Raw genomic sequence first — 26,990 nt, 5'->3', positions numbered from 1 at the left:
GGGAGTGCGGTCGGGTCGCGGGTCGTTCGGTGGGGCGGGGATAGTGCGGCGGGCTTACGGGGGAACTTGCCGCCGTTACGGTTCGCCGGTGTGGTCGGGGTTGGTCCTGGCGGTCCGGTCGGTGTCGTGGTCGGTCTCCCCGGTCCCATCGGTCTCGCAGTAGGAGACGGTCTCCCCGGTCCGGACGGTCTCGCAGTCGGGGGTCGATCCCGCCAGCCCGGTCAGTCCCGCGGTCGGGGGTCAGCCCCGCCGCCCGGGTCGGCCCCGCCGGCCGGGCCAGTCCCCTCGCCCCCGCCGGCCCGTTCCGTCCCGTCGATCCGACGGAACTCCGCGTCCCGCGCCGCGAAAAACCCCCTCAACCCCTGGCTCAGCGCCACCCGTTCCGCCGGTTCCATCGCCGCCAGCGCCGTGGTCAGGGCCTGGGCCCGGCGGTGGGCGACGTCGCCCAGGACGTGCTGCCCGTGCGGGGTGAGCCACAGCTGTACCTCGCGGCGGGTGTCGGGGTGCGGTGCGCGTTCCAGGAGGCCGGCCGCCGCCAGGCGGTCGCAGAGGCGGCTGGCCGTCGGGAGGCCGATGTCCAGCCGGTCCGCCAGGGCCGTCAGATTCAGGCCGGGCGCCGCCTCCAGGGTGCGCAGCGCCCGCAGCTGGTGCAGGGACAGGCGCAGTGACGCGTCCTGGGCGGCGACCGACCACAGGGCCGTCAGACTCTCCACGGCGTCGGCGATCTGTGCCGCGACGGCCTCCGGGCCATCGCCCCGTCTCCTCGCCCGGGGATCGCCGGGGCCGCCGAGATCGGTCACGAAACGGTCACTTCCCATAAGCTCCGGGTACTGCGGAGGTCGCCCTCTTTCAAAGGCTGTACCCGATGAGCCGAGGGGCAAGCCGCCTCGTTCGGCGCCCGGCCGGGCCGGGAAGCTCAGCCCGCGCTGAGCCCCGTCAGCGCGGCGAGTGGCAGCGTGTGCTGGGTCTGGAGGACCTTCGCACGCAGGTAGCGGACGTTGTGCGCGGTGGTGAAGACGCCCGTGGGGACGCGCTCGCGGACGGCCACGCCCAGGTCGCGCAGCTGGACGGCCTTGTCGGGGTTGTTGGAGAGCAGGTCCAGCTCGCCGATGCCCAGGGCCCGGAGCATCTGGGCCGCCGCCGTGTAGTCGCGGGCGTCCTCCGGCAGCCCCAGGGCCGCGTTCGCCTCGTAGGTGTCGAGGCCCTCGTCCTGGAGGGCGTACGCGTCGAGCTTGTTGTAGAGGCCGATGCCCCGGCCCTCCTGGCGGAGGTAGAGGAGCACGCCGCCGCGCTCGGTTATGCGCTCGACCGCCTCGCGCAGCTGCGGACCGCAGTCGCAGCGGGCCGAGCCGAACACGTCCCCGGTCAGGCACTCGGAGTGCAGCCGCACCAGCGGAACCGGGCCGGGCTCGCCCAGGACGACGGCCACGTGCTCCTGGCCGTCGGCCAGGCCGTGGAAGGTGACGACCTCGGCGTCGACCTCGTAACCGTCGTGGAAGCGCAGCGGGACCCGGACGCGGGAGCGCGGGGTGGCGATGACAGCGGGGATGTCGGGCATGCGGGGCCTCCGGGTTCCGTTCCTGTTCGGCTGCACAGCCGTCGGCTTGCAGTCTGCTTCAGATTTGAAGCAGATCCACGTCCGGAACCCTACCCATGCTTTAAATTTGAAGCAACGAGATCGGGGCGCGTTGTGACGTGCCTCACGAACAGGCCGTGGAGGACCTCCGTCGCCACGGCACGTCGTCCGACGCCGGTCGCGTCCCGTCCTCCTGGAGCGCCTGCGCGATCGCCGTGGAGATCTCCTCCAGCTGCCCCACCTGCTCCTCGCTGAGTCGGTCGAACAGGAAGCTCCGCACGGTGTCGACATGCCCGGGCGCCGCCCGCTCCAGTACGGCGAACCCGTCGTCGGTCAGGGCCGCGATACTTCCCCGCTTGTCGTACCGGCACGCCTCGCGCCGCACCATGCCGTCCTTCTCCAGTCGCGTCACCGCGTACGTCAGCCGGCTGCGCGTGATCTTCAGCCGCTCGGCGAGATCGGTCATGCGCAGCCGCCGCTCAGGGGACTCCGACAGGACGGACAGGATGGAGTAGTACAGGTGCGGCATGCCGGCGTCCTGCTGGAGCTGCCGGTCGATCGCGTCCTCCAGGAGCAGCGAGGCGGCGATGTACGCGCGCCAGGCGCGTTGCTCCTCGGGGGTGAGCCAGCGAGTCGTCATGCCACCAGTGTAGGTTTGTTTCAAACTTGAACCAAGGCCGTCCCGCCAGTCCGCCGTCCGCCACGAGTTTCCACGAGCCGGGAGCGTCGATGCCCCACCCGTACGTCCTGCTGTCCGCCGCCGTCTCCCTCGACGGCTACCTGGACGACACCGGCCCCGAACGCCTGCTTTTGTCCAGCCCGGCCGACTTCGACCGGGTCGACGAGGTCCGGGCGTCCGTCGACGCGATCCTGATCGGCGCAGGCACCGTCCGGGCCGACAACCCGCGCCTGCTGGTCAACTCACCCGAGCGACGAGCCGCCCGCACCGCCGCCGGCCGACCGGAGTACCCCCTCAAGGTCACGGTCAGCGGCTCCGGCGACCTCGACCCGGCGGCACGGTTCTGGCACACCGGCGGCGAGAAGGTCCTCTACACCACCGACGAGGGCGCCGAACGCGCCCGTGCCCTCGGCCTCGCCACCGATGCCACCGATGTCACCGATGCCACCGACGTCGTCCCGCTCGGCGCCGACCTCGACTGGCGGCGGCTCCTCACCCACCTGCACGACGTCCGGGGCGTACGACGGCTCATGGTCGAGGGCGGCGGCCTGATCCACACCCAGCTCCTCACCCAGGGCCTGGCCGACGAACTCCAGCTGGTCCTCGCCCCGCTCTTCGTCGGCGACCCCGAGGCACCCCGCCTCTTCGGACCCGGCGGCTACCAGTCCGGCCGGCTCCGGCTGCTGGAGACCCGGCGGATCGAGGACGTGGTCCTCATGCGCTACGAGCCGACCGCCCCCGGCACCGGCCCCCTCCCCGTCGCAGCCGACCACCACTGGCTGGCCCGCGCCTGCGAACTGGCCGCACAGTGCCCGCCGTCGGACACGGCGTTCAGCGTCGGCGCGGTGGTGGTCGCGGCCGACGGCACGGAACTGGCCCGCGGTCACTCCCGGGAGGGCGGCGACCCGGTCGCGCACGCCGAGGAGGCGGCCCTGGCGAAGACCGACCCGGCCGACCCCAGGCTCGCCGGTGCGACGGTCTACAGCAGCCTCGAGCCCTGCGCCCGCCGGGCCTCCCGTCCCGCACCCTGCGCCCGGCGGATCCTCGACGCGGGCGTACGACGTGTGGTCACGGCCTGGCGCGAGCCGGATACCTTCGTGGCGGGGGCCGACGGCAGCGGCGTCCTGGCGGCCGGGGGAGCGCAGGTCGTCGTCCTCCCGGAGCACGAGACGCGGGCCAAGGCCCCGAACCGCCACCTGCTGCACTGAGCGCGGGCCGATCGGCCCAACAGATCCTTCGGCGCCACCGCCTCCCGACGGCCCCGCGCCGCTTACCGTGCCCCGCGCCGCTCACCGTGCCCGGCTCCGGCCTCGCCGGCCCGCAGCGGATGACGGCGTACTGGTCCGGGCAGGCCGCCTACCGGGACGGTGTCGCCCAGGAGACCTGCCGCAGCTTCCGGCACGTCGGCGCCGCCCTCGCCGCCACCGCCCACATCGCCGAGACGGCCCGGCACCAGGACGTCGACCTCTACGCCGAGGTCGAGGACCGGCTGACCGCCGCGCTCGCCCTGCACGCGCGGCGCGCGCCCGCCTGGCTGTGCGGCGGCCGCGTCGAGCGGAGGCTCGGGCCGTACCTGGAGGTCGCCCTCAACCACCTGGAGGGCCGGCTCGGTACGACCCTCCCGGCCGCGCGGAAGCCGGCCGTACGCACTCGGCCCGCCGGCACCGGCGACCTGTTCACCGCCTGGGAGACCCTCACCCGCGGTCGACCCGGGCCGCTGCGTACCGGTGTGCGCGAGCTGTCCCGCGGATGGCGTACACTGGTGACACAACGACGCGGGGTGGAGCAGCTCGGTAGCTCGCTGGGCTCATAACCCAGAGGTCGCAGGTTCAAATCCTGTCCCCGCTACTGAAGGCCGAGGGCCGGAATCCGAAAGGGTTCCGGCCCTCGGCGTATACCCCGATCCCGACATTACTGTCGGTGAATGAACCACACCGCTCCGCATAACAACTGACACACCGTCAAAACCTGTGAGTTACTCAGGGGACGGCCAACTCGCCCGATTTGGGCCGGTCATGGCGGGTTGGTCCGCGCGAAAAAGGTTAACGATCAAGCGGAATCGCTGGAATCCCCATCGCGCGTCTATTAACGTTCGATAACGCAGCGCGGTCGTCCCAGCCGTCACAGAAGGCGGCTCCGTGCGCACGCGCCGAATCCCGAAAGGGAACCGGGGAACCACCACTTGGGGTGAATCGGGCGGAAGCCGCCGTGGAAGCACGGCCGGTATACGCGCGTAGGAGACCTTCCTGCTCCGAACCCGTCAGCTAACCCGGTAGGCGAGAAGGAAGGAAAGGAGTACGCCCACGTGGCGTCCAACCGGCCTGCCCCCGCGGCCCCGTCCGCGCCGAACCAGCGCGATATCGAAACCTTCGGCTACGGCGGTCACCGCACCGACGAGGGCCCGTTCCAGGAATGGAACCCCACCGCGGAATCCATCCGTCCCGTCCGCGGCCGGCATCGCGTCACCAAGCAGCGCGGCGGAGGACTCGCCCGCAGCTCCACCGTCCTGGGCGTCGGCGTCATAGCCGCCGTGGGCGCGGGCGGCATGGCCAGCGCCCAGACCGGCAAGCCGCCGGTGTCGATCTCCGTTTCGGACCTGCCCTCGGTGGGTTCCCTCATCTCGGACGACGACACCCCCGAAGGCTCCGCCACCCCGCTCAGCGACCTCGCCACGGCGTCCGCCGACACCGAGCAGGGCACCTCCGGCGCCGGTGAGGCGCTGCGCGCCCGGATCATTGCGCAGGCCGAGCACCAGCAGGAGCAGATCGAGACCAAGGCCGCGCAGGACGCCGCGGAAGCCGCCCGGAAGGCGGCCGCGGAAGCCGCCGCCAAGGCGGAGAAGGAAGCCAAGGCCAAGGCCGCCGAAGCCAAGCGGAAGGCGGAGGAGGAGGCCCGGAAGAAGGCCGAGGCCGAGCGGCTCGCCGCCCTCGCCAAGCAGTACACGCTGCCGACCTCCGCGTACACCATCACCTCGACCTTCGGTCAGGCCGGCGCCTACTGGTCCTCCGGCTACCACACCGGTCTCGACTTCGCCGCCCCCACGGGCACGCCGATCAAGGCGGTGCACAGCGGCACCATCACCGAGGCGGGCTGGAACGGGTCGTACGGCTACAAGACGGTCCTGACCCTCGATGACGGCACGGAGATCTGGTACGCGCACCAGTCGTCCATCGGCGTCAGCGTCGGCCAGAAGGTCAACACGGGTGACGTCATCGGCCGCGTGGGCGCGACCGGCAACGTCACCGGGGCGCACCTGCACCTCGAGGTCCACACCGGTGGGTCCACCAACGGGGTCGACCCGCTCGCGTGGCTGCGGGGCAAGGGCCTGAACGTCTGAACCCCGTGCGGGGAGCGGGGTTTGCGGGAGCTTTGCGTCTGTTGTGGAATGAGCCGTTTCCGTACGGTCGTTGACGCGGAGCATGACATCTCTTCGCAAGCTCGGCTCCTCCGACCTCGAGGTCTTCCCGCTCGCCCTCGGCGGCAACGTCTTCGGCTGGACCGCCGACGAGGTCCAGTCGTTCGCCGTCCTCGACGCGTACACGGCCGCGGGCGGCAACTTCGTCGACACCGCCGACGCCTACTCGCACTGGGTCGAGGGCAACCAGGGCGGTGAGTCCGAGACCGTCCTCGGCAAGTGGCTCACGTCACGCGGCAACCGCGCGGACGTCGTCATCGCCACGAAGGTCAGCCAGCACCCCGAGTTCCGCGGTCTGTCCGCCGCCAACATCAAGGCCGCCGCCGACGCCTCCCTGCGGCGCCTGCGCACCGACTACATCGACCTCTACTACACCCACTTCGACCAGCCCGACGTGCCGGTGGAGGAGATCATCGGCGCACTCGACGAACTCGTGAAGGCCGGGAAGGTGCGGTACATCGCCGCCTCCAACATCTCCGCGGAGCGGCTGCGGGCCTCCCTGGAGTTCTCCGACCGCGAGGGGCTCGCCCGGTACGTGGCCCTCCAGCCCCACTACAACCTGGTCTCCCGCGACACCTACGAGGGCGAGCTCCAGGACCTCGCCGAGCGGACCGGCCTGGCGGCCGTCCCCTACTACGCGCTCGCGTCGGGCTTCCTCACCGGCAAGTACCGGCCCGGTACGACCGTCGACAGCGCGCGGGCGGGCGGTGCCGCCACGTACCTGGAGACCGAGCGGGGCCGCCGGGTCCTCGACGCCCTCGACGGGATCGCCGGGGCCCACGACGTCCCGGTCGCCACGGTCGCCCTGGCCTGGCTCGCGGCCCAGCCGACGGTGGCGGCGCCGATCGCTTCCGCGCGGACGGTGGAGCAGCTGCCCGCGCTGGTCGGGGCCGGGGAGCTGACGCTGACGGAGGCGGAGCTCGGGCGGCTGACCGAGGCTTCGGCCTGAGCGGTTCCCGCCCCCCGGGGCCCAGGGGATGCGGGCTGGGGTTTCGGTCAGGACCGGTACGGGTTGTACGCGGGGTACGGCGTCGTCGGCGTTGCCGGAGTCGTCGGGTAGCCGTACCCGTACGCCCCGTACACCGGCCAGGGCGGGGCCGCCACCGGTACCGGAGGGGCCGTGATCCGCGCGGCGTAGTCCAGCGCGGGACGGGCCGCCTCCCGGCGTCGCCACAGTTCGTCCAGCAGTTCTCGTTCCCGTACGACGAAGTCGGCACCGGCGCGGCCGCGGCGGCCCCGGTGCCGCAGGAACGCCAGGGACGTCGCGTACGCCTCGTACCGCGCGACCTCCCGCGCCGCCGCCCTGCCCGCGTGGCGACGGGCGTACTGGCGGGCGATCCGCCGGGCCCGCATCGAGCCGAGGGCGTACGGCTCGACCGGGGACAGCCACCCGGCCACGGCGTAGGCGGGCAGCTCAGTCCGTACGGTTTTCAGCTCCCGCTGCCGGGTCCAGATCACCAGCCACGTCAGCAGCCCGAAGATGGGCACCATGAACGCCGCGTACACGGCGAAGAACCCGTACTCGCCGAACGCCGACGAGCCGTTCCACATCGCGTGCATGCCCATCGCGAGCAGCAGCCCGGAGAGCGGGAAGGCGACGCGGCGGACGTGCTGGCGGTCCGCCGCGAGCGCGGAGACGCCGAAGCCGATGCCGGTGAGGACGGTGAAGAGCGGGTGCGCGAACGGCGACATGATGATGCGCACGAAGAAGGTGGCCGCCGTGACGGAGGCGATGCCGCTACCGCCGGTGAGCTGGTCCGTGCCGAAGGCGGTGCCCAGGTAGAGGATGTTCTCCGTGAACGCGAAGCCGGTGGCGGTGACGCCGGCCAGGACCACTCCGTCGAGGATGCCGGTGAAGTCGCGGCGCCGGAAGAGGAAGACCAGTAAGACGGCCGCCGCCTTGGCCGTCTCCTCGACCACCGGGGCTATGACGGTCGCGCCGAGCGTGTCCGCGCTGGACGGATCCGCCGTCGCGGTCGCTATCCATCTGGTCGCGAAGCTGTTGGCGACGATCGCTATCAGCGCCGCCGCGCAGGCGCCCCAGGCGAAGCAGAACAGCAGGTTCCGCCAGGGGCCCGGTTCGACCCGGTCCAGCCAGCGGAACGCGGCTATCAGCAGGGGCACCGGGAACGTGGCCAGCCCCAGCCCGACCAGGAACCCTTCCGTGCCGGTCTCTTCGCGGACCAGGGCGAGGATGACGAGGCCGGATATCGCGAGGAGCGTGGTCAGGGCGCCGTAGCGCACCCAGGCGCGCTGCCACCAGTGGGCGTGCCGCAGGGCGCCGGCGCTGGGTGCGCCGGCGGTGGGGCCGCTGGGGTACGACGGATGTGGGGGGCAGGTGGCCACGGCATTGACCCTAACGACGGATGGGCGCTGTCCGCAGGCGGAGGGGTGCGGGTGCGGGTGCGGTCAGGCGCCGGCGGGGGGCTGGTCCACGTGCTGTACGCGACGGAAGAGGAGGTCGTTCACGACATGTCCCTTGTCCAGTCCCTGGCCCTCGAAACGGGTCAGGGGACGGAAGTCGGGACGGGGCGCGAAACCGCCGTCCGCCTGCGTGTTCTCGAAGTCGGGGTGTGCCGTGAGTGCGTCGAGCATGTGTTCGGCGTACGGTTCCCAGTCGGTGGCGCAGTGCAGGATCGCGCCGGGCTTGAGACGGGTGGCGGCCAGGGTCAGGAAGTCGGGCTGGATGAGCCGGCGCTTGTGGTGCCGCTTCTTGGGCCAGGGGTCGGGGAAGTAGACGCGCAGGCCGTCGAGGGAGTCCGGGGTGAGCATCTCGCGGAGGAGGATGATCGCGTCGCCGTTGCCGACCCGGATGTTGGAAAGGCCGTTCCGGTCGGCGAGATTGAGCAGGTTGCCCTGGCCGGGGGTGTGGACGTCGACGGCGAGGATGTTGGTGATGGGGTCGGCCGCGGCCATCTGGGCGGTGGCCTCGCCCATGCCGAAGCCGATCTCCAGGACGACGGGGTTGTCGTTGCCGAACAGGTCGGCGAGGTCGAGGGTGCGACTGCCGTCGATGTCGAGGCCCCACTTGGGCCACAGCCGCTGAAGCGCGTCCGCCTGGCCGGCTGTGACCCGGCTCCGCCGCGGCTGGAAACTCCGGATCCGCCGCTCGAAGTGCGACCCGGCGGGATCGGCCTTCGGCCCATCGGGAAAGCGCGGCTCCCCCTTGGCCCGGGCGCGCCGGACGGAGGCACCGGGAGTTTCGGGCTTGGGGGTTTCGGGGGTGTTCACGGAGTCAGACACAGTGATGCCGATTTTACGGCCGTCTCCTGTTCGCCGGGTGGTGGGTCGGGGCCGCGACTCGCCACCTCGGCCGCGGGCATGCGCTGAGCTGCGGGCCGCCCTAGCTGCGGGCAGTCGTGCCGCTGGGGGCGGCACGGGTGGGCGTTGGGGGAGGCACCTCGTCGCGCCGAGCTGCGCGGCGCCCCGACCTCGGCAGCAGCGCCGAGCACCTGACAGCCGGCCCCGGCATCGGCGCCGAGCACCGACCCGAACCCCGGCACCTGGTCAGTCACAGCCCGCTCAACACCCTCCGCGCCACCTCCCTGCCGATCGGCAAGGACGCCGTAGCCGCGGGAGACGGCGCGTTCAGCACATGCACCGTGCGAGGGCCCTCGTGGATCAGGAAGTCGTCGACCAGGGTCCCGTCCCGCAGTACCGCCTGCGCCCGGACCCCCGCCGGCGTCGGCATCAGGTCGCCCTCGGACACCCCGGGCAGCAACCTCCGCACCGCCTCAGTGAACGCCCCCTTGGACAGCGACCGCCGCAGCTCCCCCGCCCCGTACCGCCAGTGCCGGCGAGCGATCCGCCACGAGCCCGGCCAGGCCAGCGTCGCCCCCAGCTCCCGCACCCGGACCGTCCCCCACCCATACCCCTCGCGCGCCAGCGCCGGCACCGCGTTGGGCCCGATGTGGACACCCCCGTCGATTCCGCGCGTGAGATGCACCCCGAGGAAGGGGAACGCTGGATCGGGGACCGGATACACCAGGCCCCGCACCAGCTCCGGCCGGGCCAGCTCGTAGTACTCCCCCCGGAACGGCACGATCCGGACGTCCGGGTCGTCCCCGGTCAGCCGGGCGATCTCGTCGCTGTACAGGCCCGCGCAGTTCACCAGCACCCGCCCGCGCACGACGTCCCCGGCGGCCGTGAGCACGGCGACTCCGCGATCGGGGCGGCGGTCGACGCGGACGACCCGCGTGCCGTAGCGGATCTCCGCGCCCGAGCCGTGGGCCAGCTGGCGGGCGACCGCGACGAAGTCGCAGATGCCCGTCGTACCGACGTGTATCGCGGCGAGGCCCCGCACCTCCGGCTCGTACTCCCCGATCTGGGACGCGCCCAGTTCCCGGACCGGGATGCCGTTCTCCCGGCCGCGCTGCACGAGTGCGTGCAGGCGGGGCAGCTCCGCGCGGTCGGTTGCGACGATCAGCTTGCCGGTGACGGCATGCGGAATGCCGTACTCGGCGCAGAATTTGACCATCTCCGCCGCGCCCCGCACGGCGTAGCGCGCCTTGAGGGAGCCGGGGCGGTAGTAGATGCCGCTGTGGATGACGCCGCTGTTGCGGCCGGTCTGGTGCCGGGCCGGGCCCGGTTCCTTCTCCAGGACCGTGACACGTGTGCCCGGTGCGGCACGTGTGATCGCGTACGCCGTCGACAGGCCGACGATCCCCCCGCCGATCACCAGCACGTCACAGTCGTACGCGATCTCCGGCACCCGCGTCACCTGCACCACCTCCCGCTTCGATAGTGCACTGCGCCACTGACAATGCCTTCAAACGCGGGGACGGCAGCACGCCTGCCCGGCTATGCCGGAGCCATCAGCAGCGGCCGGGCGCGCTCACGCAGCTCGACCACGCGCGGTTCGTCGCCGTACGGCTCCAGCCGGTGCAGGAGGTCCTTGACGTACTCGGTGGTGCGGGCCGAGGAGATGCGCCCGGCGACCTCCACCGCTCGTACGCCCTGCTCGCACGCCGCGTCGAGGTTGCCCGACTCCAGTTCGGCGACCGCCGAGACGACCAGGCGCAGGCCGTGGGAGCGGACGAACTCCTCGGTGGGCTTCGAGAGGGCCTGTTCCGTGAAGCGGCGGACCTGGCGTGGGGCCTTCAGATCGCGGTAGCACTCGGCCGCGTCGGCGGCGAAGCGGTCGTAGGAGTAGAAACCGAGCCAGCTGGGGTCGTTGTCGCCGGGGCGGGCGCGCTCCAGCCAGCTCTCGGCCGCCTTGAGGGCGCCGCCGGCCGCCTGCGCGTCACCCGCACGCGCGTGTGCCCGGGCCTCGACGAGGCGGAAGAAGCTCATCGTGCGGGCCGTCGCCAGGCCGCGGTTGCGCTCCAGGGCGGCCTGGGCGAGGTCCACGCCCTCGTCGCCGAAGCCGCGGTAGGTGGCCTGGAGGGACATGGAGGCCAAGACGTAGCCCCCGAGGGGGACGTCCGCCGCCGCCCGGGCCAGGCGCAGGGCCTGGATGTAGTAGCGCTGGGCGGCTTCCTGCTGGCCTGTGTCGAAGGCCATCCAGCCCGCGAGCCGGGTGAGTTCGGCGGAGGCGCCGAAGAGGGCCCGGCCCACCTCGTCGGAGTAGGAGCCGAGCAGCAGGGGAGCCGCCTCCACCCTTAAACACTCGGGGACCATCGACGAACGCCAGTCGCCGCCGCCGTACTTGGAGTCCCAGCGTCGCGCGTCCTCGGCAGCCTCCCGCAGCTTCTGCACATCGCTGTGGCCGACTTTGAGCGGTGCGCCGGAGCCCTCGCCGGGGCCCACGTCACGCGCGACCGAACTGTCGGCCGGGGTTATCAGCCATCGCGAGGCGGGCGTCGCGTACGCGCTCACCGCGAACGATCCGGCCAGCGACTGCCAGATGCCGCCGGATCCGGCGCGGCGGCCGGCGAGGTCGAGGCGGTACAACTCCGTCGCGGACTTCACCGCCTGTCCGACGTCCCGCGGGAAGGCGAGGCCGACTTCGGGCGCGGGGTCCGCGTCCGCCAGGCCGATTTCGTGCAACGGCACCGGGCGGCCGAGCTTCTGGCCGATGGCGGCGGCGATGAGGTGCGGCGCCGCACCCTGCGGCACCATGCCCTTCGACACCCAGCGCGCCACCGACGTCTTGTCATAGCGAAGCGTCAGTCCTCGCTGAGCGCCAAGATCGTTGACGCGCCGCGCGAGGCCTGCGTTCGAGATTCCCGCGAGGGCGAGAACGGCGCCGAGTTTTTCGTTCGGCCCGCGTTGCTCCCTGGACATGCGCCACCCCTCGACACAGACGGCTGCCGACGTTGGCATAACCACGCGGCATTCGTAAACACAGCGTAGTTCGCCGCATCCCAAGCGTTAAGGGGCATTGTTCCGGTTGGCGGGATTGTGGTCCGTGCTGAAGTGCGGTTCGGATACGCGCTGTCGCGGCGTGCTCCCACTGTGTGGCCGTGCGCCTGTCCGTGCGCTCTTCTCCGGCCATCGCGGGAGCGGTTCCATGGTCATTGCGTGGGTCGGCCCGCTGTACTGGATCCAGTGGGCTGGGGGACACCGCCGCCTCCATCCCCGCGGGCGGCGGAACGGTCCGGGAGGCGTGCTCCGTCTCCCGGACTGCGCGACCGCGCCGTGGTACGCGGAGCCTGTACGGAGAGTGTTCGACGCTGCCCGCGCGACCGGGATTTGGCCGAAAATCGACCCCGTCGGTGGTGGGGTATCAGGCCTCCGACCACGGTACTTGAGGGCGCGTCGGGCGTATACGGGGCGCGTATCGGGGGCGCATTCGCGCCGCAGTCGTACTGGTGATGTGTCGCTGACGTGCCTTGTCTCCTGACCGTTCCTTCTGTTCTTGCCGCCTTCACCGGAACCTTCGCCACGACCTCCGGCGGCGTCTTCCTTGTCCGTCTTCTCCGCCGTCTCTTCTCGTGGCAGGGGGGAGTTCGGGGCGTTCGGAGGTGTGCGGGGTGGCATGGGTGGCTCCTCCGGGGCGCGTTCGGCGGAGCGCAAGCGGCGCGGGCACACTCTGGAACGCTTCCTTCATGGCAGCATGGTGAACCGGTTCGTACGGTGCACTGGTTGTCCACAGCCTGTGGAGGCGGCGATGCGGTGGTTGGTGGGATGGAGCAGCACCGCCGCGGGAGCCGTCGCTGCCGGCTCGGCGGGGGCCACGGGACCCGACGGCGAGACCCTGCATCCGGTGGGTTCCCAACTCCTGTGGGGCGACCCCGATCCGCTGTGGGCGGTCGGTGACTGGCGCCCCGACGAGGTGCGGGTCGTGAAGGCCGACGACCGGACGCGCATCGCCGTCCTCGGCATCTGCGGCGCCACCGACGAGCAGCTGCGCGTCGCGCTGTTCGCCGCGCGCGGCGGGGCACTTCGGCATCTGACCGCCTGGCCGGGGAGCTACACCGCGATCGTGCAGGTCGGCCGGAGGGTCACCGTCTGCGGCGATCTCGCGGGCGCGCGGCCGGTGTTCTACACGCCCTGGGCCGGCGGCACGGCGTATGCGACGGCCGCGCTGCCGCTGGCCGACCTCATCGAGGCCAACCTCGACTTCGGGCACCTCGCCGCGCTGCTGGCCGCCCCTGACGTGCCCGCCGCGCTTCACGACTCCACGCCGTACGACGGCGTGAAGCGCATTCCGCCGGGGCATGCACTGATTCTGCGCGCCGGGGCACGCGAGATCGCCGGGTACGAACCGGTCGCCTCGCTGGCCGTGGCGGCGCCCTCGGCCGATCCCGACAGCGCGGTCGACGCCGTGCGCGACGCGCTCGTGGAGGCCGTACGGACCCGGCTGTCCGCGCCGCGGCACGTACCCGGGGCGGACATCGACCCCGGGCCCGTGCCCGGCATGGGGCCCGCCGAGCGGCGTGCCGCGCGCGGGATGCCCGTGCCGGGGATCGGGGCGGACCTGTCCGGCGGGCCGGCCTTGGGGACGCTGGCGCTGCTGGCCGCGGGGCTGCCCGGGATGCCGGGCACGGTGCTGGGGCACGGCACGGGCGCGGGGGAGCGGCTGCTGGCGGTCACCTTCAACGACCTGGCCGTCGCGGGGCGGGAGGCCGAGCTGGAGCGGGCGGGTGCGCTGGCCGCCAACCCGCGTCTGCACCATGTCGTCGTGGCCGGCGGCGAGGAGACCCTCCCGTACGCCGACCTGGAGGGCCCGCTGACGGACGAGCCGGGCGCGTCCCTGGTGACGGCGGCCCGGCACCGGGCACGGCTGGCGGCCGGCAGCGCGGACCACTTCACGGGCTACGGTGCGCGCCAGGTCCTGGACGCCCATCCCGCGCGTCTGGCCGACCTGCTGATGGACCGCAAGCGGCGCCACCTGGTACGGCCCGTCGCCGCGCTGGCCAGGACGGACGGCTCGGTACTCGTCCCCGCGCGCGTGTACGCGGCGGCGCGACGGCTGTCCCGTACGACGTACCGGGCGGGGCTGGAATCGCTGGCCGAGCGCCTGCTCGACCACCGCACGGACGACGGTCTGGACGCGCCCGGGGGCGCGGTGGAGGCCTCGCTCGCCGCGCTGACCTGGGGCAGACCCGGGCCGGCGGCGCGCTGGCTGACCGGTGAGGCGCTCGCAGAAGTATCGGTTCGCCTTCAGGCGGCGACGCACCGGTCGGAGCTGGTGGGGCCGGGGCAGCGGCCGGGTGACTTCCGCGCGCGTGCGGCGCTGGCGCGGCACGCGGCGGACCTGCGGGTGCTGGAGCAGGCCGCGGAGATCCGCTTCCAGCGGCTGCACGCGCCGTTCCTCGACAACCAGGTCGTGCGCGCGGCGCGGGCGCTGCCCGAGGCGTTGCGGGTGCGCCCGGGGGCGCGGGCGGCGATTCTGCGCACGGTACTGGAGGGGGCCGGCGTCCGGGACCTCCCGCCCGGGTGGGGCGCCCCGACGCAGGCGACGGCGGCGGCCACGGCGCGTACGGGACTGAGGGTGGCGGCGGACTCCCTGGTCGCCCTGTTCGACACGCCGCTGCTGGCGGAGGCGGGCCTGGTCGAGGCCCGAGTGGTCCGCAAGGCCCTGCGCTCCGCCGCGGCCGGCGAACCCCTCCCCCTGGACGGCCTCGCCGACCTCGTCTCCCTGGAACTGTGGCTCCGCCGCCTGCTCTCCCGCCGCGGCACCTGCTGGACGGGCACCCCGGCCCGCCAGCGCGCCGTACCGGCGGGGATCGCACCGCAGCGGGGGGCGCTGGGAGCGGGGGCCGGGGTGCGGCGGGTGTAGCGCACGCCGCTTCGCGCGCTGAGCTGCGGGTACGCGCCTGGCTGCGGGCAGTCGTGCCGCTAGGGGCGGCACGGGTGGGCGCGGCGGCACCCCGGGTGTGGGCCTACTTCCAGGAGGGGGCCCACGGGCGGCCCGGATCCCCGGGGCTCGTCTGCCCGATCATCTCCTCCCACGTGGGCGACCGGAGCGACCTCCGGGCCGTCATGGACTTCGCCGTCGCCAACTGCCGTACGTATGGCGGGGACTGGGAGACGGCCGTCGCCCTGATGTTCCGTACGCACATGGTCGTCGACGCCCCCGGCGGCCTGGACGGCGTCGACGACGACCTCGCGGAGCTGCGGATCCTCAGCCGCCGCGCCGGTGACCGCTGGCTGCGGGCCCAGGTGTGCGGCGCGGCCGGCGAGGCCGCCATGGCCCGCAGCCGCTTCGAGGAGGCCAAGGGGGAGTACGAGGAGGCGCTGCGCCTCGCCTACGAGGTGGGCGCGTACGCCGAGTCGCCGTTCCTCAGCGCCCGGCTCGCCGAGATCGCCTACCGCGCGGGAGACCGCCCGGCCGCGCTGGCGGGGCTGGACGAGGCGAGCGCCGCCGCCGACCGGTACGGCGTGGCGGACTCCAGGGCGTTCGTCCTGGTGCTGCGGGCCCAGATGGCGTCCGAGGAGCGGCACACCGCCCGGGCGCGTGAGCTCTGCGACGCGGCGCGCGCGGACGCCGCGCGCGGCACACCGCCGCCCCAGTTCATGGTGATGCTGGATCTGGTGGACGCCATGGTCACGGCGAGCGAGTACGGCCCGGGGCCCGCCCTGGCGCTGCTGACCGGAGCCCTGCGCGAGGCCGTGGACAAGCGGTGCTCCGACACGATCCTGGCCACGGTCGTGGACAGCGCCGCGGGACTGCTGTCCGACCGCGGCGACTTCCCGCGCGCGGCACGGCTGCTCGGTGCCGGGGACCGCTGGTGGGGCGGCCGTTCCCGCCCCATGCCGGAGCACGCCCGGGCGGAACGGACCGGGGCAGACGCCCGCGCCGCCCTGGGCCCTGCCCGGTGCGAGTCGGAGCGCGCCCGGGGAGCGGCGCTCACGGCGGACGACGTCCTGCGCGAGCTGCACGAGGCGCGGAGCTCGTACGCCACCGAGTCGAAAGCCGCTAATCGCAGGTGAACTCGGACTCCGCCCAGTCCGCCAGGACCAGGTTGTCGAGGGCGCTGTGCGGTTCCACCACCAGCCGTACGGTGCTGCGGCCGGTGAGGTTCACCTGGACGGGGACCGCCGGGTCGCCGCCCTCCACCAGCCCGGACCGCCACAGCCGGACCCCGTCGGCGTAGACGGAGAAGTGCACCTTGCCGAGCTTCAGCGTCAGGTCGTCCACCCCGACGAGCGCCTCGTACGAGGAGCAGGAGCGGTTGAGGTCGATGGTGACGGAGGAGCGGCCGTGCACGGTGACGCCGTGCGCGTACCGCTGGTCGCCGGCCGACAGGCCGTACCGCTGCCAGACCCAGCTGCTCGCGCCGATCCGCATCTCGGGTGCGGTGCCGTCGCCGCTGATGTCGTACGACAGTTCGCTCCACTGGTAGACGGACGGGGCGGGCGGCCTCTCGGTCGGAGTCGGAGCCGGGGTCGGCGTGGGCGCCGGGGGTGGTGTCGGCTTCGAGGACGCGGGCGGCGGGGTGGGTGTCGGGGTCGGGGACGGTGTGGAGGTTGGGCTGGTTCTGGGGTTCGGTGTCGGCGCGGGCTTCTCGGCGCGCACGGGCACCATCCCCGGTGGCCGCGGTCCGGGTTCCTCCCGCGAAGGAGAGGGCGTGGGGTCGGCGGGCCGGACCACCGGCGAAGACGGGGTGGGGGCCGGCCTCGCCTCGTCCTTCGGCTTCTCGTTGCCGGTCAGCGCCAGCATCACCGCTGCCACGACGCCCACGGCGACGACACCGGCCGCGATACCGGCCTTCACCGGCGCGCCCACCCCCTCGGAAGCCGCCGCGCCACCTCCCGCCCCACCGGACGAGCCGCCCCCCGCGGCCCCACCGGCCGAACCGGTGCCCGCCGCTGATCCGCCGGACGAGCCCCCGCCCGCCGCCGAGGCGGCCCCCGCGGCTCCGGCCGCCCCCGCTCCCGCGCCTCCGGCGATGAGCCCGGCCGCCTTGGCGTACCCGGCGGCACCGAACCAGCCGATGACCGCGACCGGCACCACGGCGGGAATACCGCCGGCGACCTCCTCGATCTGCGTCGCGGCCAGCCGGCACTTCGCGCACTCCTCCAGGTGCTTGCGCAGCCCCCGCTCGGCACGCGTGCGCAACCTGCCGCGGGCGTACCTGCCGAGCTGGTCGGCGTAGCGCGCGCACTCCTCGTCATCGGTGAGATTGGCGCTGACGTGGGCCTGGAGGTAGGCCTGCTTGAGACCCTCGCGGGCCCGGCTGGCGAGCACCCGCGTGCCGTTGGCGTCCAGCCCGAAGAGCGTGGCGACCTCGCTGGGCGTCTCGTCCTCGACCTCGGTGTGCCACAGCACGGCCTGCCACCGCTCCGGCAGCGACTGGAACGCCCGCATGGCCATGGACCGCTCGGCCTCGCGCATCGCCCGCACGTCCGCGCCCAGTTCCAGTGTGTCGTCGTCGGACACCTCGGAGCCGCGTGCGGACTGGGCGGCGAACACCGCGAAGTCGTCGACGAACTGCTCCCGCCGCGCCGACCGCGTCCAGGAGGCGGCGACGCGCCGGACGGAGGTGAGCAGGTACGCCCGTACGGCGTGCTGGGGACCGGAGCCGCCGCGTACCGCCTGGAGCATGCGGGCGAAGACCTCGGCGGTCAGGTCGTCGGCGGTGTAGGCGTCACGGCAGCAGGTCCGGGCGTACCGGCGCACCGCCTGCGCGTGGCGCCGGTACAGCTCCTCGTACGCCGTGTCGTCGCCCGAGCGCATCCGGTCGATGAGATCGGCGTCGGCGGGCGGCAGCTCGCGCGGCGGGGTCAGGACGGTGTCCTCACGCCATTCGCGCTGTGGCGGGACCGAGCCGTCGGCGGGATGCCCGCGCGGTGGGACGCTCGCGCGTCCGCCCTGGCTCGGCACCTGCGGCGGGAGCGGGCCGCCTGCTGTGGCGTCCCCGTCACCGCTCGACTCGTCCCGCCCGTCACCGCTCATCGCGGAAAGCCCCCGCCAGCCGCCCAACACGTCCAGACCATCGGGTCAGAGTGCCATATTGGCTTTTGGTCAGACTCCCGGAGTCCGGACCATCACTCGTCCCCTGTCGCCCCGGGCCCGGAAGCCGACTGGACGCGACGGACCGGCGAAGCCGACTGGTGCGTTCGGCCACCCAGCCGCCCGGCCCAGCCGACCGGCAAGGCCGCCCGTGTGTCCGACCGGCAAGGCGGCCCGTGCGTTCGGCCACCCAGCCGCCCGGCCCAGCCGACCGGCAAGGCCGCCCGTGTGTCCGACCGGCAAGGCGGCCCGTGCGTTCGGCCACCCAGCCGCCCGGCCCAGCCGACCGGCAAGGCCGCCCGTGTGTCCGACCGGCAAGACCGCCCCGTGCGTTCGACCGGCCCAGCCGACCGCCAAAGCCGACCGGACCGGTCGATGGGCCTGCCCGCTCCGGGAGCCGGCCCGGCCTCACGCCGGCCGCGACCGCAGCCCTTCCAGCAGGATGTCCAGCAGCCGGGCCGACGCGGCCGACTGCTGCGCCGCGTCCGGCAGCGAGGGCGCGGCCGTCGCGATCACCAGCAGCACGTCGGACACCGACACGTCCGCCCGCAGCTCACCCGCCGCACGCGCCCGCTCCACGAGCTGCCCCACGACCTCGAGCAGCGCCGCCGCCCCGGCGTCGTCCTCCGCCACGGCCGCCGATGCCGGCACCGATGTGACCGCCACCGGCTCCTCCGGCACCAGCCGCAACTCCGCAGAGCCCGGCTGCGTCCGCTGCTGCGGCACCCGCGCCTGACCGGCACGGTCCTCCTCGACCGAGACCCGCAGCACCTGCGGCGGCAGCAGCCGCCCGGCGCCGGAGGCCACCGACGTCCGCAGGAAGCGCGACAGCGCCGACCACGGCTCGTCCTCCTGCCCGAGCGCCGCTCGCGCCTGGTCGGTCAGCCGGGAGGTCTCCTCCTCGGCTATCCGCCGCACCAGCACGTCCTTGCTCGGGAACCGCCGGTACACCGTGCCCACGCCGACCCGCGCGCGTCGCGCCACGTCCTCCATCGGCGCGCCGTACCCCAGCTCGCCGAACACCTCGCGCGCCGCCCGCAGCACATGCTCCAGATTGCGCTGTGCGTCCACGCGCAGCGGCGTCGTGCGCGGTCCGTTCCCGCGTCCGTTGCCCGCCGTCGCGCTCATCGTCGCGCCACCCGCCGCGACAGCGGACGCGGACGACCAATGAGAGTCCTGAACATGCATTCGCATTCCCCCGGTAATGACGTCTCCCCCCGGAGACACTCCCCGCCATTCGATGCCGGGACGGAGGAACAGGCCCGGGTCCCCAGGCCGCCCGTCGCGGACCCGGCGAGCGCATCCCCCTACACCCCGTCGACACACGAACATAGTTGAGAGAGAGTCAATTCAGAAGGGGCAGGTTCCGCACGGAGCGCCCACCGATCGGAGTACGGGCCGTATACGTCCCGAATGTGCCCCCGACCGCCCCCCATGCCACCCCTGCTGAACTGCGCGTATGCGCCGCAGCTCGCCTTTCCGGCCAACTCCGCGCGCCTTCCCGCTCCGGTCACACAATTCGTCGAGGCTGTGGACAAACGCAAGCGGCGGGTGCGTCATGGGATGGTGAAGGAACGTGCGCGCATTCTCGTTGTCGGTGGTGGCTACGTCGGGATGTACACGGCCCTGCGCCTCCAGCGCAGACTGAAACGGGAACTGGAGCGGGGCGAGGTGGAGATCACGGTCGTCACCCCCGACCCGTACATGACGTACCAGCCGTTCCTTCCCGAGGCCGCCGCGGGTGCCATCTCCCCCCGCCACGTCGTCGTACCGCTGCGCCGCGTCCTCGACCGGTGCCGCGTCGTCATCGGCGAGGCCACCGCCGTCGACCACGCGAAGCGCACCGCCACCATCACCACCCTCGCCACCGAGGAGGAGGGCACGGGCGGGCAGCGGCTCGCGTACGACGAACTCGTCCTCGCCCCCGGCTCCGTCTCCCGCACCCTGCCGATCCCCGGCCTCGCCGACCACGGCATCGGCTTCAAGACCGTCGAGGAGGCCATCGGCCTGCGCAACCACGTCATCGAGCAGATGGACATCGCCTCCTCCACCCGCGATCCCGCGATCCGCGACGCGGCCCTCACCTTCGTCTTCGTCGGCGGCGGCTACGCCGGCGTGGAGGCGCTCGGCGAACTGGAGGACATGGCCCGCTACGCCGCGCGCTACTACCACAACGTCCAGCCCGAGGACATGAAGTGGATCCTCGTCGAGGCCTCGGACCGCATCCTGCCCGAGGTCGGCGAGGAGATGGGCCGCTACACCGTCACCGAACTGCGCCGCCGCAACATCGACGTACGCCTCCAGACCCGCCTGGAGTCCTGCGCGGACCGGGTCGCGGTCCTCAGCGACGGTGCCCGCTTCCCGACCCGTACGGTCGTGTGGACGGCCGGCGTCAAACCCCACCCGGTGCTCGCCGCCACCGACCTGCCCCGCAACGGCCGCGGACGCCTCACGTGCACGGCGGAACTGGCCGTCGAGGGCGCCGCGCACGCGTGGGCAGCGGGAGACGCCGCGGCCGTCCCCGACGTCACGGCCGGTGAACCCGGCCGCGAATGCGCCCCCAACGCCCAGCACGCCCTCCGCCAAGCCAAGGTCCTCGCCGACAACATCGTGCACACCCTGCGCGGCGAATCCCTGGAGACGTACGAACACGCTTACGCCGGCTCGGTCGCCTCCCTGGGCCTGCACAAGGGAGTCGCCCACGTCTACGGACGCAAGCTCAAGGGCTATCCAGCCTGGTTCATGCACCGCGCGTACCACCTCAGCCGCGTGCCCACCTTCAACCGCAAGGCGCGCGTGCTCGCCGAATGGACCCTGGCCGGACTGTTCAAACGTGAGATCGTCTCCCTGGGTTCACTCGAACACCCCCGGGCCGAGTTCGAACTCGCGGCCGGTGGAAAGCCTTCTCAAGACCCCCCGCACAACCCGAAGGGGTCGTCCTGACCGGACCCAGGAACTCCACCGGCCGGCCCGGCGTCTGACGGATGCCGGTCCGGTCCGCTCACTGCCAGACTGGTCCACCACCGCGGGCGTGCCACCACACGCCCCGGTGCGGGCCCCCGGGGCCCCGGCCGGTTCCGGTGCCGGCCGCCGACGACTACACGAGGCAAGGATTCGTGAACTTCACGCGCTGGAGCGCCCGGCTCCCCGGAACGCAGCGCCGCGCGGCAGCGCGGACCGAGCAGACGGCCTCCCCGGACCGGCGGGGGAAGGTTCCGTACCCGCCGCCCGTGTCGAACAGCTGACCGACGAGCCGCCCCCCGTACCCGCCGTCGACGAACTGCGGGTGCGCGAGGTCCTCGACCGCGTCCCGTCCCTCGTCGCCCTGGTCCACGGCCCCGACCACCGCATCGCCTACGTCAACGACGCCTACACGACCGCCTTCGGCGTACGCCCCCTGGGCGAGCGCGCCCGCGAGGCCCTCCCCGAACTGGACGCCCTCGGCCTGTTCCCCCTCCTGGACCAGGTCCAGCGCAGTGGCAAGCCCCGCACGGTCAAGTCCCGCAAGGCCCCCGACGGCCGCTCCTACACCTTCACCTGCACCCCCGTCGCCCAGGGCGACGGCAAGGGCGGCAGCGACGGCCGCGGAGTCCTCGTCTTCGCCACGGACGTCACCGACCACGCCGAAGCCGCCGAACGCCTGCGCGCCAGCGAACGCCGCCAGCGCGAAACGGCGGTGACACTCCAGAGGTCACTGCTCCCCCAGGAGCTCGAAGAACCCGACGACCTGCGCGTCGCCGCCACGTACCACCCCGGCGGCACGGAGGCCGCGGTCGGCGGCGACTGGTACGACGTCATCACCCTGGGCGGTGGCCGTACCGCCCTCGTCATCGGCGATGTCATGGGCCGCGGTGTCCGCGCGGCAGCGGTCATGGGTCAGCTCCGCACGGCGGTCCGCGCCTACGCCCGTCTCGACCTGCCCCCGCACGAGGTCCTCCAGCTCCTCGACGGCCTGGCAGCCGAGATCGACGCCAACCAGATCGCCACGTGCGCGTACGCGGTCCACGACCCGAACGAGGGCAAGCTGGTCTACGCCTCGGCGGGCCACCTCCCCATCCTCGTCCGCGACGAGAACGGCACGGTCCTGCGCGCCGACGAACCCACCGGCCCCCCGCTCGGCACCGGCGGCTGGATGCACGCCTCGGGCTCGATCCCCCTCGGCCCCGGCTCCACGGCCGTCCTCTACACCGACGGCCTGGTGGAGCGCCGGGACGCCGACCTGGACGAGGGCATCGCCGCCCTGGAACGCGCCCTGGCCGGCGCCACCGGCACACCCCAGGTCGTCTGCGACCGCCTGGTCCGCTCGGCCTGGCATGACCCCCGACCACGACGACGACGTGGCCGTCCTGGTCCTCCAGCACCCGGCCCGGACGGGCCCGGAGAGCGAGCTGTTCCGCAACGCCGCCCTGGACCTCCTGGGCGGTGTGGAAGCGGCCCCACGCGCGCGTGCCTTCGCCTCCGGCGTCCTGACCAGCTGGCGCTTTCCCGCCGACCTGCACGACCTGGGCGTCCTGGCCACCAGCGAACTGGTCGCCAACTCCCTCCAGCACGGCACCCCACCGATGCGCCTGCGTCTGCGCCGCACCGACCGCCGCCTGATCATCGAGGTCACCGACGGCGACGACCACCTCCCCAGACGCCGCCGCGCGGAACCGGGCGACGAATCGGGCCGCGGCATCGCCATCGTCGCCACGATCGCCTCCAACTGGGGCTCCCGCCGGACACCGGGCGGCGGCAAGGCGGTGTGGTGCGAGTTCGCGCTCCCACGTACGCAGTCGACGTAGAGCAAACGGAAGGAGGGACGGAGAGGGACAGGCGTGGGTGGGATCAGACGTCCGCGGAAACGGGCGCCCCACCCCGCGCCACGACCCGGCTCTTCGCGCGCCACGGCCGATCCTGCACGTCCGTGAGCTGCCGCCCCAGCCGCACCGCCAAGAAGGTGATCCCCAGCGAGAACAGCAGAAAGGCCACGATGTACGGCGTGTGCAGCGAGGCCCCCAGCGGCCCGCCCACCGCCGGCCCGACGGCCAGTGCGAGCTGCTTGACCAGGGCGAACGCGGAGTTGTACTGCCCGGCCATCCCCTCCGGTGCCAGATCGGCGACCAGCGGGGCGACCGTCGGCGACAACATCGCCTCACCCAGCCCGAACAAGGCGTACGTCGAGACGAACGCGGCCGTCGCCATCTCCTGGCTCCCGTGCCCGAGCCCCGCGTACCCGGCGACAGCCCAGGCCACGGCCCAGATCAGTCCGACGGCAGCGATCACCCGCGAGCGCCGACGCCGCTCCACGAACCGCAGCACGGCGAACTGCGCCACGACGATCACCAGCGTGTTCGCCGCCAGCGCGGTCCCCAGAGCCGACGTCGATATCCCGGCGGCCTCGACCCCGTACGCGCTCAGCCCCGACTCGAACTGCCCGTAGCAGGCGAAGAACAACACGAAGCCCAGTACGCACAGCTGCACCATGGCCCGGTTGCCCAGCAGCTGCTTCCAGCTGCCCCGTCCCGACGCCACGGGCGCCTTCTCGATCCGCGGCGCGTGCGGCAACCGCACCGTCGCCATCACCACGACCAGCAGCAGGAACATCGCCGCCTCGATCGCGAAGAGCAGCGTGAAGGACGCAGGGCTCGACGCGTCGACGAGATGACCACCGATGAGGCCGCCCACCCCGAGCCCGAGGTTCTGGAGGAAGAACTGCATGGCGAAGGCCCGCGAGCGCGTCGCCGCGGTCGAGCAGTCCACGATCATCGTCGCCAGCGCCGGCTGCGTCACGGCCTGCCCGGCCCCCAGCACGGCAGCCGCCGACAGCACCGCCGCCGCGCTGCCCGCCAGCCCCAGACCCAGCGCACCGACAGCGGCGGCGACCAGGGCGGCGAGCAACACCGGCAACGGGCCACGCCGGACGATGGCCCGCCCCGCGAACGGCAGCACGACCAGCGCCGCCACGGCGAAAACGGCGAGTACGAGACCCGCCGTCACGGCTCCCAGTCCCCGCACCTGCGCCACATAGACGTACAGATACGGGACGGTGAAGCCGAGCCCGAACGCGCTGAGTGCGTTGCCCACGTGGATCCGGCGCATCGCTGCGCCCATCGCCCTGGTCACGTTCACCTCTCTCACAAGTTAGGAGTGAAGACTTCGAAACTAAAGTTCGAAGCTAAAGAGTACATACCCAAGGACTTCAAGGCAAAGAACGACCGTGCGATACTGCCGCCCATGGGCGACAACCCCGGCCCCAGCGAGCCGACCCTCGAAGAGCAGATCGCCGCGTACCAGCGCGAGTTCCAGGACCTCGACCCCCAGGTGGAGCAGATCGTCTCGGCCCTCTCCCGCCTGAACCGCCGCATGAACGTCGCCTACGGCCGTCAGACCGCGGCCCTCGGCATCAGCAACGCGGAGTGGGAGGTCCTGAAGGCCCTCGTGCTCTCCGGCGCCCCCTACCGCCTCGGCCCCAGCGACCTCGCGAAGCGCCTCGGCCTGACCCCGGCCGCCATGACCCACCGCATCGACCGCATGGTCGGCGAAGGACTGGTCACCCGGGAGCGGGACGAGTCCAACCGGGTCCGCGTCATCGTGGAGCTCACCACTGGAGGTCGGGAGAAGTGGCTGGAGGCGATGCGCCTGGCGTCGGTCTTCGAGGAGGATCTGCTCCAGGACCTCTCCCCCGAGGAGCGCACCGCCCTCGGCGAGGTCCTCACCCGCCTTCTGCGCCGGGTCGAAGACGCCCAGCCGGACGCCGGCGGCCGCCTCTCCGACCTGGACTGACGCCCGCACAAAAGATCTTGACAGGGGGCACTTGACGCTCCCCTTCACGATCCGTAGAGTTCTTCGGGTTGCCGCGGAGACGTAACGCTTCTGCGACAGCACTTCCGCCGCACGAGCGGCATCCAACCACTAGCAAGATCGCTCCCAACGGGGTTGATTTCGGCGTGCCCGAATTCAATTCGAATTGGGACTCGACGACCTGATCGACTCCGAACTGGCTTCGATTTTGGAAACGCCGAGAGAACGCGCTAAGGTTAGACACGTCGGAACGGCCCAACAGCCGCGAAGACGGACCCCGCTGACTGGGGGTCAGGTCGAGAAAAGGATCTGATAGAGTCGGAAACGCAAGACCGAAGGGAAGCGCCCGGAGGAAAGCCCGAGAGGGTGAGTACAAAGGAAGCGACCGTTCCTTGAGAACTCAACAGCGTGCCAAAAGTCAACGCCAGATATGTTGATACCCCGTCTCCAGCATCTGCTGGGGCGAGGTTCCTTTGAAAAAACACAGCGAGGACGCTGTGAACGGTCGGATTATTCCTCCGACTGTTCCGCTCTCGTGGTGTCGACCGGATTACCGGTACACATTCACGGAGAGTTTGATCCTGGCTCAGGACGAACGCTGGCGGCGTGCTTAACACATGCAAGTCGAACGATGAACCACTTCGGTGGGGATTAGTGGCGAACGGGTGAGTAACACGTGGGCAATCTGCCCTGCACTCTGGGACAAGCCCTGGAAACGGGGTCTAATACCGGATATGAGTCTCCATCGCATGGTGGGGGCTGTAAAGCTCCGGCGGTGCAGGATGAGCCCGCGGCCTATCAGCTTGTTGGTGAGGTAACGGCTCACCAAGGCGACGACGGGTAGCCGGCCTGAGAGGGCGACCGGCCACACTGGGACTGAGACACGGCCCAGACTCCTACGGGAGGCAGCAGTGGGGAATATTGCACAATGGGCGAAAGCCTGATGCAGCGACGCCGCGTGAGGGATGACGGCCTTCGGGTTGTAAACCTCTTTCAGCAGGGAAGAAGCGAAAGTGACGGTACCTGCAGAAGAAGCGCCGGCTGAACTACGTGCCAGCAGCCGCGGTAATACGTAGGGCGCGAGCGTTGTCCGGAATTATTGGGCGTAAAGAGCTCGTAGGCGGCTTGTCACGTCGGTTGTGAAAGCCCGGGGCTTAACCCCGGGTCTGCAGTCGATACGGGCAGGCTAGAGTTCGGTAGGGGAGATCGGAATTCCTGGTGTAGCGGTGAAATGCGCAGATATCAGGAGGAACACCGGTGGCGAAGGCGGATCTCTGGGCCGATACTGACGCTGAGGAGCGAAAGCGTGGGGAGCGAACAGGATTAGATACCCTGGTAGTCCACGCCGTAAACGGTGGGCACTAGGTGTGGGCAACATTCCACGTTGTCCGTGCCGCAGCTAACGCATTAAGTGCCCCGCCTGGGGAGTACGGCCGCAAGGCTAAAACTCAAAGGAATTGACGGGGGCCCGCACAAGCGGCGGAGCATGTGGCTTAATTCGACGCAACGCGAAGAACCTTACCAAGGCTTGACATACACCGGAAAACCCTGGAGACAGGGTCCCCCTTGTGGTCGGTGTACAGGTGGTGCATGGCTGTCGTCAGCTCGTGTCGTGAGATGTTGGGTTAAGTCCCGCAACGAGCGCAACCCTTGTCCCGTGTTGCCAGCAGGCCCTTGTGGTGCTGGGGACTCACGGGAGACCGCCGGGGTCAACTCGGAGGAAGGTGGGGACGACGTCAAGTCATCATGCCCCTTATGTCTTGGGCTGCACACGTGCTACAATGGCCGGTACAATGAGCTGCGATACCGCGAGGTGGAGCGAATCTCAAAAAGCCGGTCTCAGTTCGGATTGGGGTCTGCAACTCGACCCCATGAAGTCGGAGTCGCTAGTAATCGCAGATCAGCATTGCTGCGGTGAATACGTTCCCGGGCCTTGTACACACCGCCCGTCACGTCACGAAAGTCGGTAACACCCGAAGCCGGTGGCCCAACCTCCTTGTGGGGAGGGAGCTGTCGAAGGTGGGACTGGCGATTGGGACGAAGTCGTAACAAGGTAGCCGTACCGGAAGGTGCGGCTGGATCACCTCCTTTCTAAGGAGCACTTCTCACCAAGCCTGGCTTGGTCAGAGGCCAGTACATCAGCGAGTGTCTGATGCTGGTTGCTCATGGGTGGAACGTTGACTACTCGGCACGG

General features: G+C 71.7%; 18 protein-coding genes, 1 tRNA gene, 1 rRNA gene, 1 pseudogene and 1 riboswitch. Of the genes and pseudogenes, 10 read left to right on the top strand and 11 right to left on the bottom strand.

Annotated elements, in window-relative coordinates; all coding sequences use genetic code 11:
• Positions 1-221: 221 nt before the first annotated feature.
• The 3 genes from V8690_RS19805 to V8690_RS19795 form a co-directional block, all read right to left on the bottom strand.
• Positions 222-800: a MarR family transcriptional regulator gene (locus V8690_RS19805; protein WP_338780703.1), complete on the bottom strand. Its 579-nt coding sequence runs from the start codon at positions 798-800 to the stop codon at positions 222-224.
• A gap of 116 nt (positions 801-916) precedes the next feature.
• Positions 917-1,558 carry a GTP cyclohydrolase II gene (gene ribA / locus V8690_RS19800; protein WP_338780701.1) on the bottom strand — a complete coding sequence of 214 codons (642 nt, stop codon included), beginning with the start codon at positions 1,556-1,558 and terminating at the stop codon, positions 917-919.
• A gap of 142 nt (positions 1,559-1,700) precedes the next feature.
• Entirely contained in the window at positions 1,701-2,216 is a 516-nt protein-coding gene (locus V8690_RS19795; RefSeq protein WP_338780699.1) for a MarR family transcriptional regulator, read from the bottom strand.
• Positions 2,217-2,305: 89 nt separating this feature from the next.
• On the opposite strand from V8690_RS19795, the gene V8690_RS19790 reads away from it, so the two are divergent.
• Complete coding sequence (locus tag V8690_RS19790) at positions 2,306-3,463, top strand: dihydrofolate reductase family protein (RefSeq protein ID WP_338780697.1); 1,158 nt, start codon at positions 2,306-2,308, stop codon at positions 3,461-3,463.
• 62 nt (positions 3,464-3,525) lie between these two features.
• Here the strand turns inward: V8690_RS19790 and V8690_RS19785 are convergent, their stop codons facing one another.
• Positions 3,526-3,849 carry a hypothetical protein gene (locus V8690_RS19785; RefSeq protein ID WP_338780695.1) on the bottom strand — a complete coding sequence of 108 codons (324 nt, stop codon included), beginning with the start codon at positions 3,847-3,849 and terminating at the stop codon, positions 3,526-3,528.
• Between the two features lie 180 nt (positions 3,850-4,029).
• On the opposite strand from V8690_RS19785, the gene V8690_RS19780 reads away from it, so the two are divergent.
• The 3 genes from V8690_RS19780 to V8690_RS19770 all read left to right on the top strand — a co-directional run bounded on the left by V8690_RS19780 (position 4,030) and on the right by V8690_RS19770 (position 6,619).
• Positions 4,030-4,103, top strand: a tRNA-Met gene (locus V8690_RS19780).
• Between the two features lie 289 nt (positions 4,104-4,392).
• A riboswitch (cyclic di-AMP (ydaO/yuaA leader) is annotated at positions 4,393-4,549 on the top strand.
• A gap of 11 nt (positions 4,550-4,560) precedes the next feature.
• Positions 4,561-5,592, top strand: a complete 1,032-nt coding sequence (locus tag V8690_RS19775) for a M23 family metallopeptidase (RefSeq protein WP_338780693.1) — start codon at positions 4,561-4,563, stop codon at positions 5,590-5,592.
• Between the two features lie 82 nt (positions 5,593-5,674).
• Positions 5,675-6,619 (top strand): aldo/keto reductase, encoded by a 945-nt coding sequence (locus V8690_RS19770; protein ID WP_338780691.1) that lies wholly within the window; start codon positions 5,675-5,677, stop codon positions 6,617-6,619.
• A gap of 47 nt (positions 6,620-6,666) precedes the next feature.
• On the opposite strand, the gene V8690_RS19765 is transcribed toward V8690_RS19770, so the two are convergent.
• From V8690_RS19765 to V8690_RS19750, 4 genes are all read right to left on the bottom strand, one after another.
• Entirely contained in the window at positions 6,667-8,016 is a 1,350-nt protein-coding gene (locus tag V8690_RS19765; protein ID WP_338780689.1) for a PrsW family intramembrane metalloprotease, read from the bottom strand.
• A 63-nt stretch (positions 8,017-8,079) separates the two neighbouring features.
• On the bottom strand, positions 8,080-8,913 hold the full coding sequence (gene trmB / locus V8690_RS19760; RefSeq protein WP_338780688.1) for a tRNA (guanosine(46)-N7)-methyltransferase TrmB: 834 nt from the start codon (positions 8,911-8,913) through the stop codon (positions 8,080-8,082).
• Positions 8,914-9,181: 268 nt separating this feature from the next.
• Positions 9,182-10,390, bottom strand: coding sequence for an L-2-hydroxyglutarate oxidase (gene lhgO / locus V8690_RS19755; RefSeq protein ID WP_338780687.1), 1,209 nt, complete (start codon positions 10,388-10,390; stop codon positions 9,182-9,184).
• Positions 10,391-10,470: 80 nt separating this feature from the next.
• On the bottom strand, positions 10,471-11,895 hold the full coding sequence (locus V8690_RS19750) for a hypothetical protein (protein WP_010044958.1): 1,425 nt from the start codon (positions 11,893-11,895) through the stop codon (positions 10,471-10,473).
• Positions 11,896-12,721: 826 nt separating this feature from the next.
• Here V8690_RS19750 and V8690_RS19745 point away from each other — a divergent pair.
• Together V8690_RS19745 and V8690_RS19740 are read left to right on the top strand one after the other, a co-directional pair.
• Positions 12,722-14,836 carry an asparagine synthase-related protein gene (locus V8690_RS19745; protein ID WP_338780681.1) on the top strand — a complete coding sequence of 705 codons (2,115 nt, stop codon included), beginning with the start codon at positions 12,722-12,724 and terminating at the stop codon, positions 14,834-14,836.
• A 74-nt stretch (positions 14,837-14,910) separates the two neighbouring features.
• A complete protein-coding gene (locus V8690_RS19740; RefSeq protein WP_338780680.1) occupies positions 14,911-15,990 on the top strand; it encodes a hypothetical protein in 1,080 nt (359 codons plus the stop codon).
• Here V8690_RS19740 and V8690_RS19735 read toward each other — a convergent pair.
• Both V8690_RS19735 and V8690_RS19730 read right to left on the bottom strand, forming a co-directional pair.
• Positions 15,977-17,956, bottom strand: a complete 1,980-nt coding sequence (locus V8690_RS19735) for a sigma-70 family RNA polymerase sigma factor (protein ID WP_338780679.1) — start codon at positions 17,954-17,956, stop codon at positions 15,977-15,979. The genes V8690_RS19740 and V8690_RS19735 overlap by 14 nt on opposite strands.
• Positions 17,957-18,421: 465 nt before the next feature.
• Positions 18,422-19,201 (bottom strand): helix-turn-helix domain-containing protein, encoded by a 780-nt coding sequence (locus tag V8690_RS19730; protein WP_338780677.1) that lies wholly within the window; start codon positions 19,199-19,201, stop codon positions 18,422-18,424.
• A gap of 375 nt (positions 19,202-19,576) precedes the next feature.
• On the opposite strand from V8690_RS19730, the gene V8690_RS19725 reads away from it, so the two are divergent.
• On the top strand, positions 19,577-20,956 hold the full coding sequence (locus tag V8690_RS19725) for an NAD(P)/FAD-dependent oxidoreductase (protein WP_338780675.1): 1,380 nt from the start codon (positions 19,577-19,579) through the stop codon (positions 20,954-20,956).
• 173 nt (positions 20,957-21,129) lie between these two features.
• A pseudogene (locus V8690_RS19720) lies at positions 21,130-22,797 on the top strand (SpoIIE family protein phosphatase).
• Between the two features lie 43 nt (positions 22,798-22,840).
• On the opposite strand, the gene V8690_RS19715 reads toward V8690_RS19720, so the two are convergent.
• The gene (locus tag V8690_RS19715; protein ID WP_338785402.1) at positions 22,841-24,106 is read right to left on the bottom strand and encodes an MFS transporter; all 1,266 of its coding nucleotides are present in this window, start codon (positions 24,104-24,106) and stop codon (positions 22,841-22,843) included.
• A 123-nt stretch (positions 24,107-24,229) separates the two neighbouring features.
• Here V8690_RS19715 and V8690_RS19710 point away from each other — a divergent pair, with 123 nt between their 5' ends.
• Both V8690_RS19710 and V8690_RS19705 read left to right on the top strand, forming a co-directional pair.
• Positions 24,230-24,778 carry a MarR family transcriptional regulator gene (locus tag V8690_RS19710; protein WP_274817408.1) on the top strand — a complete coding sequence of 183 codons (549 nt, stop codon included), beginning with the start codon at positions 24,230-24,232 and terminating at the stop codon, positions 24,776-24,778.
• Between the two features lie 581 nt (positions 24,779-25,359).
• A 16S ribosomal RNA gene (locus V8690_RS19705) occupies positions 25,360-26,887 on the top strand.
• Positions 26,888-26,990 lie beyond the last annotated feature (103 nt).

This window comes from Streptomyces sp. DG1A-41, from assembly GCF_037055355.1.
Lineage (GTDB): Bacteria > Actinomycetota > Actinomycetes > Streptomycetales > Streptomycetaceae > Streptomyces.
Note: the sequence above shows the minus strand (reverse complement) of the source record. Positions and strands in the feature narration are given on the sequence as shown.

Coding starts and splice junctions, on each gene's coding strand:
- V8690_RS19745 (WP_338780681.1), top strand. CDS start 12,722: ATGCGGTGGTTGGTGGGATGGAGCAGCACCGCCGCGGGAGCCGTCGCT.
- V8690_RS19750 (WP_010044958.1), bottom strand. CDS start 11,895: ATGTCCAGGGAGCAACGCGGGCCGAACGAAAAACTCGGCGCCGTTCTC.
- V8690_RS19770 (WP_338780691.1), top strand. CDS start 5,675: ATGACATCTCTTCGCAAGCTCGGCTCCTCCGACCTCGAGGTCTTCCCG.
- V8690_RS19735 (WP_338780679.1), bottom strand. CDS start 17,956: ATGAGCGGTGACGGGCGGGACGAGTCGAGCGGTGACGGGGACGCCACA.
- V8690_RS19790 (WP_338780697.1), top strand. CDS start 2,306: ATGCCCCACCCGTACGTCCTGCTGTCCGCCGCCGTCTCCCTCGACGGC.
- V8690_RS19725 (WP_338780675.1), top strand. CDS start 19,577: ATGGTGAAGGAACGTGCGCGCATTCTCGTTGTCGGTGGTGGCTACGTC.
- V8690_RS19730 (WP_338780677.1), bottom strand. CDS start 19,201: ATGCATGTTCAGGACTCTCATTGGTCGTCCGCGTCCGCTGTCGCGGCG.
- V8690_RS19710 (WP_274817408.1), top strand. CDS start 24,230: ATGGGCGACAACCCCGGCCCCAGCGAGCCGACCCTCGAAGAGCAGATC.
- V8690_RS19795 (WP_338780699.1), bottom strand. CDS start 2,216: ATGACGACTCGCTGGCTCACCCCCGAGGAGCAACGCGCCTGGCGCGCG.
- ribA (WP_338780701.1), bottom strand. CDS start 1,558: ATGCCCGACATCCCCGCTGTCATCGCCACCCCGCGCTCCCGCGTCCGG.
- V8690_RS19715 (WP_338785402.1), bottom strand. CDS start 24,106: ATGGGCGCAGCGATGCGCCGGATCCACGTGGGCAACGCACTCAGCGCG.